Raw genomic sequence first — 14,316 nt, 5'->3', positions numbered from 1 at the left:
CGCGATCAGGCGGAGGCCTTGTCGGACTCGCGGGGCGCGTTGACGTCCTCCGGCAGCGCGGCCTTCGCCTGCGCCACGAGCGCCGAGAAGGCAGCGGGCTCGTTGACGGCCAGGTCGGCGAGGATCTTGCGGTCGACCTCGACGCCCGCCAGGTTCAGGCCCTGGATGAAGCGGTTGTAGGTCATGCCCTCGGCGCGAGCGGCAGCGTTGATGCGCTGGATCCACAGGCGGCGGAAGTTGCCCTTGTTCTTCTTGCGGTCGTTGTAGCTGTAGACCAGCGAGTGGGTGACCTGCTCCTTCGCCTTGCGGTACAGGCGGGAGCGCTGGCCGCGGTAACCGCTGGCCCGCTCGAGGGTGGTACGACGCTTCTTCGCCGCGTTCACTGCGCGCTTGACGCGTGCCATGTCTTAGCTCCTTGTGGTTCTGGCTCGGTTCGGACGCGGGGCCTCAGAGGCCGAGCATCTTCTTCGCGCGCGGGACGTCGTTCTTCGCGACCTCGACGGTGCCGGTCAGGCGACGGGTCACCTTCGAGGCCTTCTTCTCGAGGTTGTGGCGCTTCCCGGCCTTCTCACGAAGGATCTTGCCGCTGCCGGTCACCTTGAACCGCTTGCTGGCGCCGGAGTGCGTCTTGTTCTTGGGCATCTGTGTGTCCGCTCTGTCTCGGGTGCTTCGTCTTACAGGTCGATGTCGGGGTCGAGCGCGTCGTTGGCCCGCTTCGCCTTCTTCGTGTTCGAAGGCTGGGTGGCGGTCCGCTCCGCGCGCTCCTCGGCCTGCTCGGCAGCTCGCTCCGCGGCCGCCTCCTGCTTGGCGGCCTTGACCTCCGCCTTGGCCTCGGCCTTCTTCTTGTGCGGGCCCAGCACCATGATCATGTTGCGCCCGTCCTGCTTCGGGTTGGACTCGACGAAGCCCAGCTCCTGGACGTCCTCGGCCAGCTTCTGCAGCAACCGGAAGCCCAGCTCGGGGCGGTGCTGCTCGCGGCCGCGGAACATGATGGTGATCTTGACCTTGTCGCCGGCCTTGAGGAAGCGAACGACGTGACCCTTCTTGGTCTCGTAGTCGTGCGCGTCGATCTTGGGCCGGAGCTTCATCTCCTTGATGACGACGTTGGTCTGGTTCCGTCGTGCCTCACGGGCCTTCTGGGCGTTCTCGTACTTGAACTTCCCGTAGTCCATGAGCTTGCAGACAGGGGGCTTCCCCATCGGGGCGATCTCCACCAGGTCCAGGTCGGCCTCCTGCGCGAGCTTGAGTGCCTGGTCGGTGGGGACGATGCCGACGGTCTCGCCGTTGGGTCCCACGAGACGGACCTCGGGAACCCGGATCCTCTCGTTGATGCGCAGCTCGGTGCTGATGTGTCCTCCAAACTCGTTCGGTCGGGAGTCCTTCAGCCCTGCAAATGAGAAGAGGCTCCCGCTGGTGCAAGCGGAAGCCAGTCACGAGCCCCGTCGCCCCCCGGACTGACGCCCGGGCGGGGCTCTCCATGGACCGGACCCGACGACCTGGCGGCCGCTGCGGGTGGGAGACGATGGTGCTGGTCCCCGCTTGTGGATTCGTCACGCCGAGGCATGACGAATCGGTCAACGCCAGATGTTACCCGAGTTGGTCCCCGCCGGGCGAATCGTCGGTGGCGGCGCCCAGCCAGCCCCACTCGCCGTCCTCGACGCGGACCGGGCGCCAGCCGGCGGCGAGGCGGTGCAGGTCCTCCCCCGCGAGGACGAACCGGTGCGGGCCGGCCACGTCGACGACCAGGGCGTGCGCGCCCTCCTGGACGGCGGTGGCCGCAGCGAGCCGGGCCGCCACCGGCACCGGCCGGGCCTGCGGGTCCCACGCGGCGAGGCTGGCCAGGTCGGTGAAGGCGAGCAGCGCGAGCCGGCCGTCCGCACCGGTGAGCAGCACGGCCGCCATGTCGCTGGACTTGTCCCGGGCGAGCCCGTCCGGACCGGTCTCGACCTCGCCGAGCATCGCGACCACCGGGACCAGCAGCCGGGCACCCGCGAGCGCCCCGAGCACCTCCGGGTACGACGTCCGGCCGGCGTCGTACCCCTCGAGCGCCGTGGCGAGGGCGGGGTCGGCGGAGCCGTCGTCGTCGACGTACGCAGAGCCCTGGAGGCGCTTGGCGTCCGGGCGCGGCTGTCCCTCGGGCTTCGGCGGTTCGGTCACCGGCGGATTCTCGCATCCGTGGAACCATGACCGGCGTGCACCACTCGTTCGTCGCCCGCAACCGCCTCTGGCGGAGGCTGGGCGAGGCCGTCGCGGCCTGGCCCGAGCCCCTGTCCACCCCGACCTTCGTCGTGGACCTCGACGCCTTCGACGCGAACGCCGCCGACCTCGTGCGCCGCGCCGGCGGCAAGCCGGTCCGGGTCGCCTCGAAGTCGCTGCGCGTGCCGGCGCTGGTCAGCCGGGCGCTGGCCACACCGGGGTTCGCGGGCGTGCTCGCCTACACCGTCGCCGAGGCGCTGTGGCTGGTCGAGAACGACGTGAGCGACGACGTGGTCGTCGCCTACCCCAGCGTGGACCGGGCGGCGCTGGGCGCGCTGGTCGCCTCGCCCCGGGCCGCGTCGCGGATCACGATCATGGTCGACGACGTCGCACACCTCGACGCGGTCGACGCGCTCCGGGCGTCAACCGCCGTGCCGGTCCGGGTCGCCATCGACGTCGACGCGGGGCTGCGCTGGGGCGGTCAGCAAGTGGGGCCGCGGCGTTCCCCGCTCTTCGACGTCGGCTCGGTCGCCGCGCTGGCGCGCACCGTCGTCGAGCGCCCGGGCTTCCAGCTCGTCGGCGTGATGACCTACGAGGGCCAGGTCGCCGGCGTGCCGGACCAGGTGCCGCACCAGCGGGCGCGGTCGGCCGTCGTCCGCAAGATCAAGGAGCTGTCGGTCCAGCAGCTCGAGCACCGCCGGGCCGCGATCGCGGAGGCGGTCGACGCGCTCGTCGGCCAGGGCGGGTTCACCGGCCTGCAGCTGTGGAACGCCGGCGGGTCCGGGTCCCTGGAGACCTCGGCGGCCGACCCGGTCGTGACCGAGGTGACTGCCGGCTCCGGCCTGCTCGGGCCGACCCTGTTCGACCACTACCGCTCGTTCTCCCCGCGCCCGGCCGCCTTCTTCGGCCTGCCGGTGACCCGCCGGCCCGCAGCGGACGTGGCGACGGTGCACGGCGGCGGGCTGGTCGCGTCGGGTCCGACGGGCGCGGACCGCGCTCCCACGCCGTGGGCGCCGGCCGGCCTGCGGCTCACCGGCCTCGAGGGGGCGGGCGAGGTGCAGACGCCGCTGCTCGGCACCAACGCCGCGACCCTCGAGATCGGCGACCTCGTATGGTTCCGGCACGCCAAGTCCGGTGAGCCGTTCGAGCACGGCACCACCGTGCTGCTGGCCGACGGCGACCGGTTCGTCGAGGAGGTCCCGACCTACCGTGGCCACGGACTCGCGTTCTGAGGCCGCCACCGTCCTGACCCGGACGCTCGCCGCTCCCCCGACGCTGGGCGAGGGGCGACTGGTGTGCATCGACGGCCTGGCCGGCGCGGGCAAGACGACCCTGGCCCGCGCCCTCGCCGAGCTCGCCCCCGACGCCGTGGTGCTGGGCACCGACGAGATGCTCGAGGGCTGGCGCGGCCTGCCCGGCCTCGGCGGGACGCTGGAGGCGCTGCTGCGCCCGCTGGCCGAGGGCCGGCCGGGCACCTGGCGCCGCTGGGACTGGCACGCCGATCGGTGGGGTGCCACGGAGGTCGTGCACCCCGTGCCGCTGCTGGTCCTCGAGGGCGTCGGCTCGGCGGCTGCGGCCTACGACGACCTGATCACCCTGCTGGTGTGGGTCGAGGCGGACGTCGACACCCGGCTCGCTCGCTGGCTGGAGCGCGACGGCGAGGCCCAGCGGCAGCACTGGGCCGACTGGCTCGCCGACGAGGCCGCGCTGCACGAGCGCGAGGACACGCGTTCGCGCGCAGACCTCCTGATCACCACCCGGGAACCCTAGGCTTGGCACGTGACCACGCCCACCGGTGACCACCACGCCATCTCCTCGTACGGCTACGACGCCGTCGTCACCCAGACCGGGGTGCTCCGCGCGCTCACCTTCGAGGGCCGCGACCTCGTCGAGCCGGTCGCCGAGGACGCGATGCCGACGAACGGCAGCGGCCAGCTGCTCGCCCCCTGGCCGAACCGCGTCCGCGACGGCCGCTACACCTTCGACGGCCGGACTTACCAGCTCCCGCTGACCGAGCCGAGCCGCGGCAACGCCTCCCACGGCCTGGTCCGCTGGGTGTCCTGGACGCTCGTGCGGCACGAGTCGGACACCGTCGAGCTCTCCTACCGGCTGCCGGCGCAGTCCGGCTACCCGTGGACGCTCGACCTGACCACGACGTGGCAGCTCGGCGTGGGTGGGCTGAGCGTGACCCAGTCCGCCACGAACCGCGCGGCCGGCCCGGCGCCGTACGCCTCGGGTGGCCACCCCTACCTCGTCGCGGGGCCGGGCACGTGCGACCGCTGGCGGCTGGACCTTCCGGCAGCGACCTACCTGACCGTCGACGACCGGCTGATCCCGACCGGGCGGGCGTCGTTTGCCGGCGTCCTCGGCGAACGGCTCGAGGGCACCAGCCTCGACCACGCCGTCACCGACCTCGTCCGGGACGGCGACGGCACGACGACCGTGCGCCTGGTCGACCCGGGCACGGGGACCGGCACGGCCGTGTGGATGGACGCCCACCACCGGTGGGTGCAGGTCTACACCAGCGACGAGCGGGCGGTGCCACGCGGGAGCGTCGCGGTCGAGCCGATGACCGCCCCGCCGGACGCCTTCAACTCCGGTGACGACCTCGTCGTGCTCGAGCCCGGCGCCACCTTCTCGGCGACGTGGGGCATCGCTGCCGTCGGCTGACCGCACGGTCGATAACGTTGGGGGGCGATCAGCCGAACTGACGGGACGGGACGGACGAGGATGGCCACGAGCGATGCTGGCGGCAGCGGCGTCCGCTGGTGGCGCCGTTCCCGTGACCTCGCCCAGCAGGACGCCCGCGCCGCCCAGGCCGACGCCGCCCGGGCGATGACGCACCTCGAGTCCCTCGAGGTCGACCTCACCGAGCTGAGCGAGATCGACGCGGCCGCCGCGGCCGCGCGCGCCGGGGCCGACCGGGTCGGCTTCACCACCCCGCTCTCGCAGGACTGGGACCGGCTGTCGGTCGAGACCGGCATCGTGGCGCTGCAGTTCTACGAGCTCGACGCGGCCTACGACCCGCGGGTGGACCACGAGGAGGCCGAGGCGCGCCGGTTCGCCGACGGGTTCACGGCCACGGCCGCCCGGCTTCGCGCCCTCTTCCCCGACGTCGAGCGCTTCCGCGCCGTGCACGCCGCCGGCCTGGAGGCGGCTGCCGCGTGGCGCGACGAGACGCCGGACCTGGTCGAGCGGGCCGACGCCGCACGCACCGAGGCCCGGCAGGTGCTCGCCGAGGCGTCGGGGCTCGGGTTGCGCGACGACGACGCCACCTCGTCGCTGGCACGGGCCGGCACCGGGATCGCCGCGGCGCGGGCGGCGTCGGAGGAGCGGCGCTGGGTCGACGCGCACACCGCCGCGGCCGACGCCGTCGAGGCGGCCGAGTCCGCGCTCCGGCTCGCGCGGGACCTTCCCGACCGGGCCGAGCGGGTGCGCACCGGGCTGCTCTCCGTGCGCACCCGGCGCGACGCCATCCGCACCCAGCACGCCCGGCTGCCCGAGGTGATGAGCAACCTGCGCCGGCGCTACACCTTCGACGCCTGGCGCGACGTCGACGGCGCACCCCAGCGGGTCGAGGCGGCGCTGAAGGTGATCGAGGACGGGCTGGTCGAGCTGGACCGGCTGGTCGCGCAGGCGCCGCTCGACGTGCCGGCCGCGACCGACCTGCTCACCAGCGTGCGCACCGCGATCAACGACGCCAACCAGGACCTGCGCAACGCCACCGACCGGCTGCAGCGGCTCGACTCGCTGGCCGACGACCCGGGCGCGCTGCTGGAGCGGCTGCGGCGTCGGCTCGTCGACGCCCGCCGGTTCCTCGACGGGCTGCCCGGCGACCCGACCCGCTACGGGCCGACGCTGGACGCGCTGGCCCGGCGCACCGAGGGGCTCGTCGACCAGGTCTCGGCCACGCGCCCGAACTGGGGCGCGATCGTCGCCGAGGCCGACTCGATCGAGGCCGGGCTGGACGCGATGATCAGGACGGCACGGGGGCACTGACCGCCCCGACGCGCTCGAGCGCCCAGGCGAGGACCTCCTCGGCCGCGAGGATGCCCGACGACCTGGTCACCCCGACACCCGGGGCCGTCCAGCCGGCGTCGTGCAGCTCGCCGTGTGCCGGTCGCAGCGCGTGGTCGGCGACCAGCAGCATCTCCGCGTCGAGCAGGCTGTCGCCGCTGGCCAGCACGGTCGTCGCCGCCCCGTCCGGGAGCCGGCGCCGCAACCGCTCGACCCCGCTGCCCTTGCCGATGCCCTGCGGCACGACGTAGACCTTGCGGCCCTGCACCGAGACGGTCCAGCCCGCGCCGGCGGCGAAGTCCTCGAGCCCGGCGACCCAGGCCTCGGGGATCGCGTCACGGTCGTGGGCGACGAGGTAGCAGAACAGGTCCTCGACGTCGCGGACCAGCTTGACCCACGGCTCGTGCGCGACCGCGTCCAGCGCGGCCCGTGCGTCGGCGAGCGGCGCGGAGGCGGCCGCGAGGGTCCGCGACTCCTCGAGCCACCCCGGGTCGGCGACGCCGTCGACGAGCAGCACCCCGCCATTGGCGCAGATCGCGTGCCGGGCGGCGGAGGGCAGCCCGACCCGCTGGAGCTGGGCGGGGCTCCGGGTGGTCACGGGGACCACCTCGGCGCGGGCGGCCAGCTCGCCGAGCAGCGCCCAGGCGCGCTGCGTCATCCGCGAGAGTGGCGCGCCGCCGTACACCTCGACGACGCGGGCGTCGGCCGGTGCCTCCGGCCCGGCAGAGGCGGCGGAGTAGATCAGGGTGCGGTCGAGGTCGAGCGCGACGAGGAAGGAGCCGGCCACGTCAGGTCACCTGCCGGATCAGGCCGATGCAGGAGTACGGCAGGTCGGGGGTCGGCACGACCGGGACGTCGCGGGCCTCGGCGAGCGCCAGCACGTGGCGCAGGTCCGCCAGCCGGTCCGGGCGCACGAGCACCTGCCACGGCACGCGGCGCAGCAGCACCCGCGTGGTCTCCCCCACGCCCGGCTTGGCCAGGTTGACGTCGGTGATGCCGTACGCGCGGGCGACCTGCTCGACCGAGCGCAGGCCGGCCCAGGTGACCGCGCGGGTCGCCGGGTCGGTCGCGAGGCCCGCCGCGACCGCGTCCCGGACGTCGCCGAAGCGTGCGGCGACGGTGTCGACGAAGAGGTTGGACACGTCCTCGTCCGCCCACTCGGCGTAGAACTTCGCGCCGTGGAACATGCCCTCGCCGATGAGGTCGTCGCGGTAGACGGTGCGCGAGATCAGCCCGGAGACCGTGGAGTTCAGGCAGGCCGACGGGATGAGGAAGTCGTCGCGGGTGCCGTGGACCGAGGTGCAGCCACCAGGGTCGGCCAGCACGGCGAGCTCGGGGTCGAGGTCCGCGTGCTCGGGGTGGGCCGCGACCCAGCCGCCGACGGCCTCGTCGAGCTCGCGCTGGATCGCGCCCTTGCCGGTCCAGCCGTCGACGAAGGCGACCGCCCCGGCGGGGTGCCGGTCGAGGACGTGGGCGAGCGCGACCTCGTCGATGCCGCGGCCGCGGATGATCGAGATCGTGTAGTGCGCCACGTCGGCATCGTGGGCCTCGGCGAGCCAGCGGCGCAGCAGGACACCGATCGGGGTGCCGGCGCGGGCCAGCGACACCAGCACCGGCTGGTGCCCGCGGGCGGCGTGGCGCTGCCAGAGCAGCTCGCCGACCACGCCGACGGCGGTGGCGACCCGCTCGGCGCTCGTCTCGAGCGCCTCGTGGAAGAGCTCGAGGTAGGCCGCGTCCGGCTGGAACTCGACCGGCAGCATCTCGGAGTAGTGCGTGCCGCCCTGGATGGCCCGCTCGCGCTCCTCGGTGCTGCGCTCGAGCGCGACGTCGGAGAGGTCGCTCAGCAGCCAGGTGACGTCCTCGGGCGGGTAGGAGCCGAAGCGCGCCGGCGCGGCCGGCGCGGCGCCGGTGGTGGTCATCGGGGGCCTCCGGCGACGGTGACGACGTGCACGACGTCGGCGAACGGGCGCAGCGCCTCGGCGAGCGGTGCACTGTCGTCGGCGGACGCGTCGACGACCACGACGACGTGGTCGTGGTGCAGCTGGGACCAGGCCGTGCCGTCGGCAGGCGTCGCCGTGGGGTCCACGACGTTGTGGAGGCGGGCGGGCCGGCCGGGCTCGGTCGGCGCGGGGAACTCCAGGGTGCGCCGCACCGCGTAGCCGGGCTGGTCGGCGGCGTGCACCGGGGAGCGGGTGGTCGACTGGGTGACCACGTCGAGGTCGGGGTGCTGCTCGGCGAGGTGGGCGCCGATCAGGGTCGGCAGGAACATCAGCTCCTCGGTGCCGACGACCAGCACCCGGCCGGCCAGCTCCCAGCCCAGCCACCGGGCGGTCTCCGCGGCGGCCTCGTCGAGGCGTGCGGTCCCCTGCGCGGTCAGCCCGTTGCGGGCGCCCGTCGGCTGGTGCGCGGGCCACCGGTCGTCGTACACGCGGACGGTGGCGGGTGGGCGCGCCGGCAGCGGCGCCGGGCCGGCCAGCTGCTTCCGGGCACGGACGGCGCGGTCGAGGACGTCGTCGGGGACGTCGACCGCGATCGCGGCGAGCGAGGCCACCCGGACGTCGACGCCCATCTCGGCGGCACGCTTCGCGAAGGCGTCCTGCTGCGCGGGGGTGCGGGCGTCGATGAGCGCCGCGACGACGTAGGTCGGGCGCGGGTGGTGCGCGTGCAGCGCCTCGATCGTGTTGAGGGCGGTGCGGCCGGTGGTCAGCTCGTCGTCGACGAGGACCAGCGGTCCGTCGCCGGCGAGGCTGACGTCCGGACCCGGCTGCAGGTGGTGAGCGACGGCGTGGGAGTGCTCCTCCTCGAAGCTCACCGCGATCGGCAGGTCGGCGACCGGGGCGCGGGTGGAGTGGAGGTACGCCGTGCCCAGGCGTTGCGCGACCGCGTGGCCGAGGCCGGTGGCGGTCTCGCAGTAGCCGACGGCGAGGGCTCCTGCGGCCCACCCGTCGTCGAGCCCGCCGAGCTCGGCGGCGACGAGGTCGGCGAGGCGGTGGCCGGCGTCGAGGACGAGCGCGGGGTGCACCGGGATGTGCTTGCCGAGCACCCTCGAGACGATCAGGTGCGCCCGACGCCGGTTGTCGCGCAGGGCGAGGCCGGCCAGCTCGTCGAAGCCGACCGCTCCCCCGGTCCGGATCTCCAGACCGAGCAGGGCACGCACGTCCGCCGGCTCCGTCACGGCCGGCCCGGGCAGGGTCACGAGACCACCCGCACGGGGGCGTCGCCGAGGTTGAACTCGTCGGCGGCGACCCGCTGGCCGATGGCGAGCAGGTCGACGAGGGAGGCGTCGTCGGCGAGCACGCCGTAGACGGCTGCGCGGGCGAGCAGCTGGTCGGCCCAGCGGGCGTGGGGGCCCACCTCGTTCATCCGGCCGTGGCGCGAGGCGGCGACGCCACCGCGGCCGCGCAGGCGGGCGATGGAGACGGCGTCGTCGTACTCGTCGACGTGGACGGCGAGCAGGCTGTTGACCACGGAGATGTGCGAGGGGTGGATGACCGTCTTGCCGTACATGCCGTTCGTCTTGTCGAGGTTGATCTCTCGCATCAGCGCGTCGACGTCGTTGAGCACCAGCTGACGGCGCAGCGACGTCGCGTGGTGCTCGACGAAGGGCGTCGTGCGCAGCTGGGGCTTGAGGAAGCGTGGGCCGGGAATGTGCTCCCACACCGGCCCGGTGACGACGTGGTCACCGTTGCGGGTGAACTGGTTGAGGATGTCGGCGAGTGCGTCGCGCACCACCGCCACGTCCCAGATGGTCGTGTCACGGTCGCGGCGCAGGCCGAAGATGCCCGACAGGTCGGTGCCGCCGACGCGCACGCACAGCACGTTCTCGCGGTACGACGAGAACAGCTCCGCGAGCCGTCCCAGCGTGTCGCGGCGCGACTCGACGTAGGCGATCTCCGGGCTCTCCAGGATCGGCATCGCGTACATGGGGCGGTGCAGGCCGGCCGACACCTCCCGGGTGGCCGCGGCGAGGCGCCGGATCTGGTCGGCGTCGCNCAGCGCCTCCCCGGCAGCCGCGGCGAGGCGCCGGATCTGGTCGGCGTCGCGGACCCGGACGAAGACCAGCGGCATCTGCTCGCGCCGGGCCGGGTCCATGGCCCGGATCGCGGCGAGGGCGTCGACCACGCCCTCCTCGGCCCGGCCGAGGAGGGCGTGCTCGATCGCGTCCTCGAGGCACCACACCACGGACGTCGCCCCGACCGAGGCGACCCGCAGGGAGTCGCCGACCAGGTCGGGGCGCGTGCCGGGCATGTAGAGCGTCGCGCCCAGGGCGAGCGCGATCCGTTGCCGGTCGCTGTCGGGAGTGACGTCCTCGGGCGCCACCTCGAACAGACGGTCCCGAACGTCGTCTGCGAGGTAGGCGAAGTGCCTCACCCGACCGGCTGCTTCACTTGCGTGCGGCCGTCCAGTTCATGCCCCAGCCGTAGGCCTCGTCGACGTTGCGCTGGGTGCCGGCGATGTACTGGACCTGGCGGTCGATGCGCACGTCGCCACCGGTGTTGGTGAGCATCGCGATCGCGCAGAACCGCTTGTCGTTGGCGGGCTCGTCGAGCCGGATCTCGATCGGCGCGGCGCCCACCGGGAACATCGTGACGACACCGTCGGCCGCAGCCCAGTTCGGGACGCCCTCGTAGATGTAGGCGAAGACCAGGACCCGGCGGATCTGGTCGAGCCGGTCGAGGTTGACGATCAGGTTCTCGCCGCCCTGGGCGGTGCCGGAGCGGTCGTCGCCGTCGAGGAAGACGAACGGCGGGCGGTCGAGCGCGCCGAAGGAGTTGCCGAGCGCCTGGACGACGCCCTTCTCACCGCTGTTGAGCTCGAACAGGCAGCCGAGGTCGAGGTCGACGCTGCCGCCGCCTCCACCCATGGCCCGCTTGAGGAAGCCGCCGGACGGCTTGGCGCCGCCCTGGGTCCAGTTGAGGTTGATCCGGAGCTGGCCGCTGGCGCCACCGCCGCCCTTGGTCAGCGAGACGGTGGGGCTGGACTTGGTCAGCGACACCTTGGACAGGTTCACGCCGCCACCGGTCGCCGTGGGCGGCGGAGGGGGCGGGGGCGGGGGCGGGGTGGCCGAGCCACCGGCCGGGGACGGCGGGGGCGGCGGGGGCGGCGTGGACTTCGGCCGCTTGACGTAGTCGACCATGGGTCAGCTCCTGGGGGTGTGGTGCCGGTGGGCGCCGGTCCGGGACGAGCCCGGGCCGGCGCCGACGCAGCGGGTTGTCAGACGTTGACGCCGAAGTCCTGCGCGATGCCGCGCAGGCCCGAGGCGTAGCCCTGGCCGACCGCGCGGAACTTCCACTCCGTGCCGTTGCGGTAGAGCTCGCCGAAGACCATCGCGGTCTCGGTCGAGGCGTCCTCGCTGAGGTCGTAGCGCGCGATCTCCGTGCCGCCGGTCTGGTTCATGACCCGGATGTAGGCGTTGCGGACCATGCCGAAGTTCTGGCCGCGGGCGTCGGCGTCGTAGATCGAGACCGGGAAGACGATCTTGTCGACGTCCGGGGGGACCACGCCGAGGTTGACCTTGATCAGCTCGTCGTCGCCGTCGCCCTCGCCGGTGGTGTTGTCACCGGTGTGCGAGACGGAGCCGTCGGGGCTGTTGAGGTTGTTGAAGAAGATGAAGTGCGAGTCCGACAGGGCCTTGCCGGCCGCCGTGAGCATGATCGCGGACGCGTCGAGGTCGAACTCCCCTCCGGAGAACGAGTTCGCGTCCCAGCCGAGGCCGACGTCGACGGCCGTGAGGCCGGGGGCCTCCTTGGTCAGGGAGACATTGCCACCCTTGGTGAGGGAAACAGCCATTGGTGCTTGGTCCTTTTCGCAGCAGGGATCGGGCAGGACTGACTCTAGACAACGCCACAACTGCCCACCACGGATCGCAGCAAACCACGCTCGTGAGAACGCCCGGTGAACAGGACGGCTCGCCCGCGTGACGCTGGGCAGGCCAGACCAGCAAGGCAGGTCAGCTGCGAGGTCAGCGGTCGGTGCGCTCGGCGACCACGGCGCGCAGCTCGCGCAGCGCGACGGCCGCGCGCTGGCCGTCGGAGGAGTGGATGCCCATCAGGGCGATCCGCTCGTCCTCGTCCTGCTCGAGGAAGGGCCACGGGGCGCCGCGCGGCATCCGCACCCGTCCGACCTCGGCCCAGGTGAGCCTGCGGCGGCGGTACCCGTTGACGACCGTCAGGCCGGCCTCGTCCGCCACGACCCGCGACCGGGCGAGGGCGTTGAGCAGCGCGAGGCCGAGCAGCACCAGCCCGATGACGGTGCCCTTCTGGAAGATGTTGACCGACGCCTGGGTCTCCGGGTCGAAGTTGACCCAGAGCCAGGCGAAGCCGCCGACGAGCACCGCTCCGAAGACGACCGCGGCGATGCGCGGGCCGAGCGGACGCCAGGTGCGCGGCAGGGCGGGCGCCGGGGCCGGCGCGGGATCGCCGGTCATCAGAGCCGGCAGGCGTGGATGTCGGTGGTGAGGATCGCGCGGGCGCCCAGGGCGAACAGCTCGTCCATCGTGCGCTGTGCGGTGGCGCGCTGGACCATCGAGCGCACGGCGACCCAGCCCTCGCGGTGCAGCGGGCTCACCGTGGGGCTCTCGATGCCCGGGGTGAGGGCGATGGCCTGCTCGACCTTCTCCGCGCGGATGTCGTAGTCCATCATCACGTAGGCCCGGGCGACCAGCACGCCCTGGAGGCGGCGGGTGAACACCTCGAGCGCGGCCGGGTCGGCGTCGGGGCGGGTGATCATGACCGCCTCGGACTCGAGGATGACGTCGCCGAACACCTCGAGGCCGGCGTTGCGCAGGGTGCTGCCGGTCTCGACGACATCGGCGATGGCGTCCGCGACGCCGAGCTGGATGCTCGTCTCGACCGCGCCGTCGAGGCGGACGACGGTGGCGTCGACGCCCTGCTCGGCGAGGTAGGCCTTCACCACGCCGTCGTACGACGTGGCGATCCGCTTGCCGGCGAGGTCCTGGACCGCCTCGGCGGTGCCGGGCCGGGCCGCGAAGCGGAACTTCGAGCGGCCGAAGCCGAGCTGCAGCGACTCGTGGGCGTTCGCCCGGGAGTCGAGCAGCAGGTCGCGGCCGGTGATGCCGGCGTCGAGCGTGCCCTCCCCGACGTACAGCGCGATGTCACGCGGGCGGAGGTAGAAGAACTCGACGCCGTTGTCGGGGTCGATCTTCGTGAGCTGCTTGGAGTCCGAGCGCTGGGCGTAGCCCGCCTCGCGCAGCATCGTCGACGCTGCCTCGGACAAGGCCCCCTTGTTGGGGACGGCGATCTTGAGCATGGGGTTCCTCAGAGGTGGGTGTAGACGTCCTCGAGCGTGAGTCCGCTCGCGATCATGAGGACCTGGGCGTGGTAGAGCAGCTGGCTGATCTCCAGCGCGGTGGCTTCCTTGCCCTCGTGCTCGGCGGCCATCCAGGACTCAGCGGCCTCCTCGATCAGCTTCTTGCCGATCGCATGGACGCCGGCGTCGAGCGCCCGGACCGTGCCGGAGCCCTCGGGCCGCGTCTGTGCCTTCTCGCTGAGCTCTGCGAACAGCTCGTCGAACGTCTTCACGGGGGTCCAGCCTACGGCGTGGCGGGCGCCACGCCTCCCCCGGTCTCACCCAGGCGACCCGGGTCCGCCGGATCAGCCCACGAAGCCGCGGCTGCGGATCTTCTTCAGCGTGGCCGCGGTCTGCAGCGCGGCGGCGGCCGCCTCGTAGCCCTTGTCCTCGCGCGAGCCTGCCAGGCCCGCCCGGTCCAGCGCCTGCTCCTCGTTGTCGCAGGTGAGCACGCCGAACCCGACCGGGGTGTGGTGGTCGAGCGAGACCCGGGTGAGCCCGTCGGTCGCCGCGTTGCACACGTAGTCGAAGTGCGGGGTGCCGCCGCGGATGACGACGCCGAGCGCGATCACGGCGTCGTACGACGGCGCGAGGGCGCCCGCGGTGACGGGCAGCTCGAAGACGCCGGGGACGCGGACCACGACGGGCGCCTCGAGCTTGTGGTCGGCGAAGGCCCGCTGCGCGCCGGCGATCAGGCCGTCCATGACCTCGTTGTGCCAGCTAGCGGCGACGACCGCGACCCGCAGGTCGTGGCAGTCGACGGGGGCGATGTCGGGGGCGCCGTGTCCGGCCATG

General features: G+C 73.4%; 18 protein-coding genes. 4 read left to right on the top strand and 14 right to left on the bottom strand.

Translation table 11 applies throughout. From position 1 onward, the window contains the following. Positions 1–5: 5 nt before the first annotated feature. The 4 genes from rplT to L615_RS07220 all read right to left on the bottom strand — a co-directional run bounded on the left by rplT (position 6) and on the right by L615_RS07220 (position 2,157). Positions 6–404: a 50S ribosomal protein L20 gene (gene rplT, locus L615_RS07235; RefSeq protein WP_028654206.1), complete on the bottom strand. Its 399-nt coding sequence runs from the start codon at positions 402–404 to the stop codon at positions 6–8. A 43-nt stretch (positions 405–447) separates the two neighbouring features. Beyond that, complete coding sequence (gene rpmI / locus L615_RS07230) at positions 448–642, bottom strand: 50S ribosomal protein L35 (protein ID WP_028654205.1); 195 nt, start codon at positions 640–642, stop codon at positions 448–450. Between the two features lie 32 nt (positions 643–674). Beyond that, complete coding sequence (infC, locus tag L615_RS07225; protein WP_396954727.1) at positions 675–1,295, bottom strand: translation initiation factor IF-3; 621 nt, start codon at positions 1,293–1,295, stop codon at positions 675–677. A gap of 292 nt (positions 1,296–1,587) precedes the next feature. Beyond that, complete coding sequence (locus tag L615_RS07220) at positions 1,588–2,157, bottom strand: SseB family protein (RefSeq protein WP_145724614.1); 570 nt, start codon at positions 2,155–2,157, stop codon at positions 1,588–1,590. A gap of 26 nt (positions 2,158–2,183) precedes the next feature. Here L615_RS07220 and L615_RS07215 point away from each other — a divergent pair, with 26 nt between their 5' ends. From L615_RS07215 to L615_RS07200, 4 genes are read left to right on the top strand one after another with little or no spacing between them, the layout of a single operon-like run. Then, a complete protein-coding gene (locus L615_RS07215; RefSeq protein ID WP_028654203.1) occupies positions 2,184–3,428 on the top strand; it encodes an amino acid deaminase/aldolase in 1,245 nt (414 codons plus the stop codon). Continuing rightward, positions 3,406–3,966 carry a uridine kinase gene (locus L615_RS07210; protein WP_145724612.1) on the top strand — a complete coding sequence of 187 codons (561 nt, stop codon included), beginning with the start codon at positions 3,406–3,408 and terminating at the stop codon, positions 3,964–3,966. Before L615_RS07215 ends, L615_RS07210 begins: the two co-directional genes overlap by 23 nt. Positions 3,967–3,975: 9 nt before the next feature. After that, positions 3,976–4,866, top strand: coding sequence for an aldose 1-epimerase family protein (locus tag L615_RS07205; RefSeq protein ID WP_028654201.1), 891 nt, complete (start codon positions 3,976–3,978; stop codon positions 4,864–4,866). Between the two features lie 60 nt (positions 4,867–4,926). Continuing rightward, positions 4,927–6,195: a hypothetical protein gene (locus tag L615_RS07200; RefSeq protein WP_036516534.1), complete on the top strand. Its 1,269-nt coding sequence runs from the start codon at positions 4,927–4,929 to the stop codon at positions 6,193–6,195. Here the strand turns inward: L615_RS07200 and L615_RS07195 are convergent. The 10 genes from L615_RS07195 to ribH form a co-directional block, all read right to left on the bottom strand. Further along, on the bottom strand, positions 6,173–7,000 hold the full coding sequence (locus L615_RS07195) for a hypothetical protein (protein WP_145724610.1): 828 nt from the start codon (positions 6,998–7,000) through the stop codon (positions 6,173–6,175). The genes L615_RS07200 and L615_RS07195 overlap by 23 nt on opposite strands. Position 7,001: 1 nt before the next feature. Next, positions 7,002–8,132: a cysteine protease StiP family protein gene (locus tag L615_RS07190; RefSeq protein ID WP_145724608.1), complete on the bottom strand. Its 1,131-nt coding sequence runs from the start codon at positions 8,130–8,132 to the stop codon at positions 7,002–7,004. Further along, positions 8,129–9,388: a phosphoribosyltransferase domain-containing protein gene (locus L615_RS07185; protein ID WP_186449769.1), complete on the bottom strand. Its 1,260-nt coding sequence runs from the start codon at positions 9,386–9,388 to the stop codon at positions 8,129–8,131. Before L615_RS07185 ends, L615_RS07190 begins: the two co-directional genes overlap by 4 nt. A gap of 17 nt (positions 9,389–9,405) precedes the next feature. After that, a complete protein-coding gene (locus L615_RS07180) occupies positions 9,406–10,584 on the bottom strand; it encodes an HpcH/HpaI aldolase/citrate lyase family protein (RefSeq protein WP_145724604.1) in 1,179 nt (392 codons plus the stop codon). Between the two features lie 13 nt (positions 10,585–10,597). After that, the gene (locus tag L615_RS07175) at positions 10,598–11,350 is read right to left on the bottom strand and encodes a Tellurium resistance (protein WP_186449768.1); all 753 of its coding nucleotides are present in this window, start codon (positions 11,348–11,350) and stop codon (positions 10,598–10,600) included. A gap of 77 nt (positions 11,351–11,427) precedes the next feature. Further along, positions 11,428–12,003, bottom strand: a complete 576-nt coding sequence (locus L615_RS07170; protein WP_028654197.1) for a TerD family protein — start codon at positions 12,001–12,003, stop codon at positions 11,428–11,430. Positions 12,004–12,175: 172 nt separating this feature from the next. Continuing rightward, entirely contained in the window at positions 12,176–12,640 is a 465-nt protein-coding gene (locus tag L615_RS07165) for a PH domain-containing protein (protein ID WP_036516531.1), read from the bottom strand. Next, the gene (gene hisG, locus L615_RS07160; RefSeq protein ID WP_028654195.1) at positions 12,640–13,482 is read right to left on the bottom strand and encodes an ATP phosphoribosyltransferase; all 843 of its coding nucleotides are present in this window, start codon (positions 13,480–13,482) and stop codon (positions 12,640–12,642) included. Before hisG ends, L615_RS07165 begins: the two co-directional genes overlap by 1 nt. 8 nt (positions 13,483–13,490) lie before the next feature. Further along, the gene (locus L615_RS07155) at positions 13,491–13,754 is read right to left on the bottom strand and encodes a phosphoribosyl-ATP diphosphatase (protein ID WP_028654194.1); all 264 of its coding nucleotides are present in this window, start codon (positions 13,752–13,754) and stop codon (positions 13,491–13,493) included. A 72-nt stretch (positions 13,755–13,826) separates the two neighbouring features. Continuing rightward, on the bottom strand, positions 13,827–14,315 hold the full coding sequence (gene ribH, locus L615_RS07150) for a 6,7-dimethyl-8-ribityllumazine synthase (RefSeq protein ID WP_028654193.1): 489 nt from the start codon (positions 14,313–14,315) through the stop codon (positions 13,827–13,829). Position 14,316 lies beyond the last annotated feature (1 nt).

It is taken from the genome of Nocardioides sp. J9 (assembly GCF_007829375.1).
In the GTDB taxonomy this organism is placed as follows: domain Bacteria; phylum Actinomycetota; class Actinomycetes; order Propionibacteriales; family Nocardioidaceae; genus Nocardioides.
Note: the sequence above shows the minus strand (reverse complement) of the source record. Positions and strands in the feature narration are given on the sequence as shown.

Excerpts from the sequence above, each read along its gene's own strand:
- rplT (WP_028654206.1), bottom strand. The coding sequence starts at position 404 with ATGGCACGCGTCAAGCGCGCAGTGAACGCGGCGAAGAAGCGTCGTACC.
- rpmI (WP_028654205.1), bottom strand. The coding sequence starts at position 642 with ATGCCCAAGAACAAGACGCACTCCGGCGCCAGCAAGCGGTTCAAGGTG.
- L615_RS07215 (WP_028654203.1), top strand. The coding sequence starts at position 2,184 with ATGACCGGCGTGCACCACTCGTTCGTCGCCCGCAACCGCCTCTGGCGG.
- L615_RS07200 (WP_036516534.1), top strand. The coding sequence starts at position 4,927 with ATGGCCACGAGCGATGCTGGCGGCAGCGGCGTCCGCTGGTGGCGCCGT.
- L615_RS07190 (WP_145724608.1), bottom strand. The coding sequence starts at position 8,132 with ATGACCACCACCGGCGCCGCGCCGGCCGCGCCGGCGCGCTTCGGCTCC.
- L615_RS07175 (WP_186449768.1), bottom strand. The coding sequence starts at position 11,350 with ATGGTCGACTACGTCAAGCGGCCGAAGTCCACGCCGCCCCCGCCGCCC.
- L615_RS07170 (WP_028654197.1), bottom strand. The coding sequence starts at position 12,003 with ATGGCTGTTTCCCTCACCAAGGGTGGCAATGTCTCCCTGACCAAGGAG.
- L615_RS07165 (WP_036516531.1), bottom strand. The coding sequence starts at position 12,640 with ATGACCGGCGATCCCGCGCCGGCCCCGGCGCCCGCCCTGCCGCGCACC.
- hisG (WP_028654195.1), bottom strand. The coding sequence starts at position 13,482 with ATGCTCAAGATCGCCGTCCCCAACAAGGGGGCCTTGTCCGAGGCAGCG.
- ribH (WP_028654193.1), bottom strand. The coding sequence starts at position 14,315 with ATGGCCGGACACGGCGCCCCCGACATCGCCCCCGTCGACTGCCACGAC.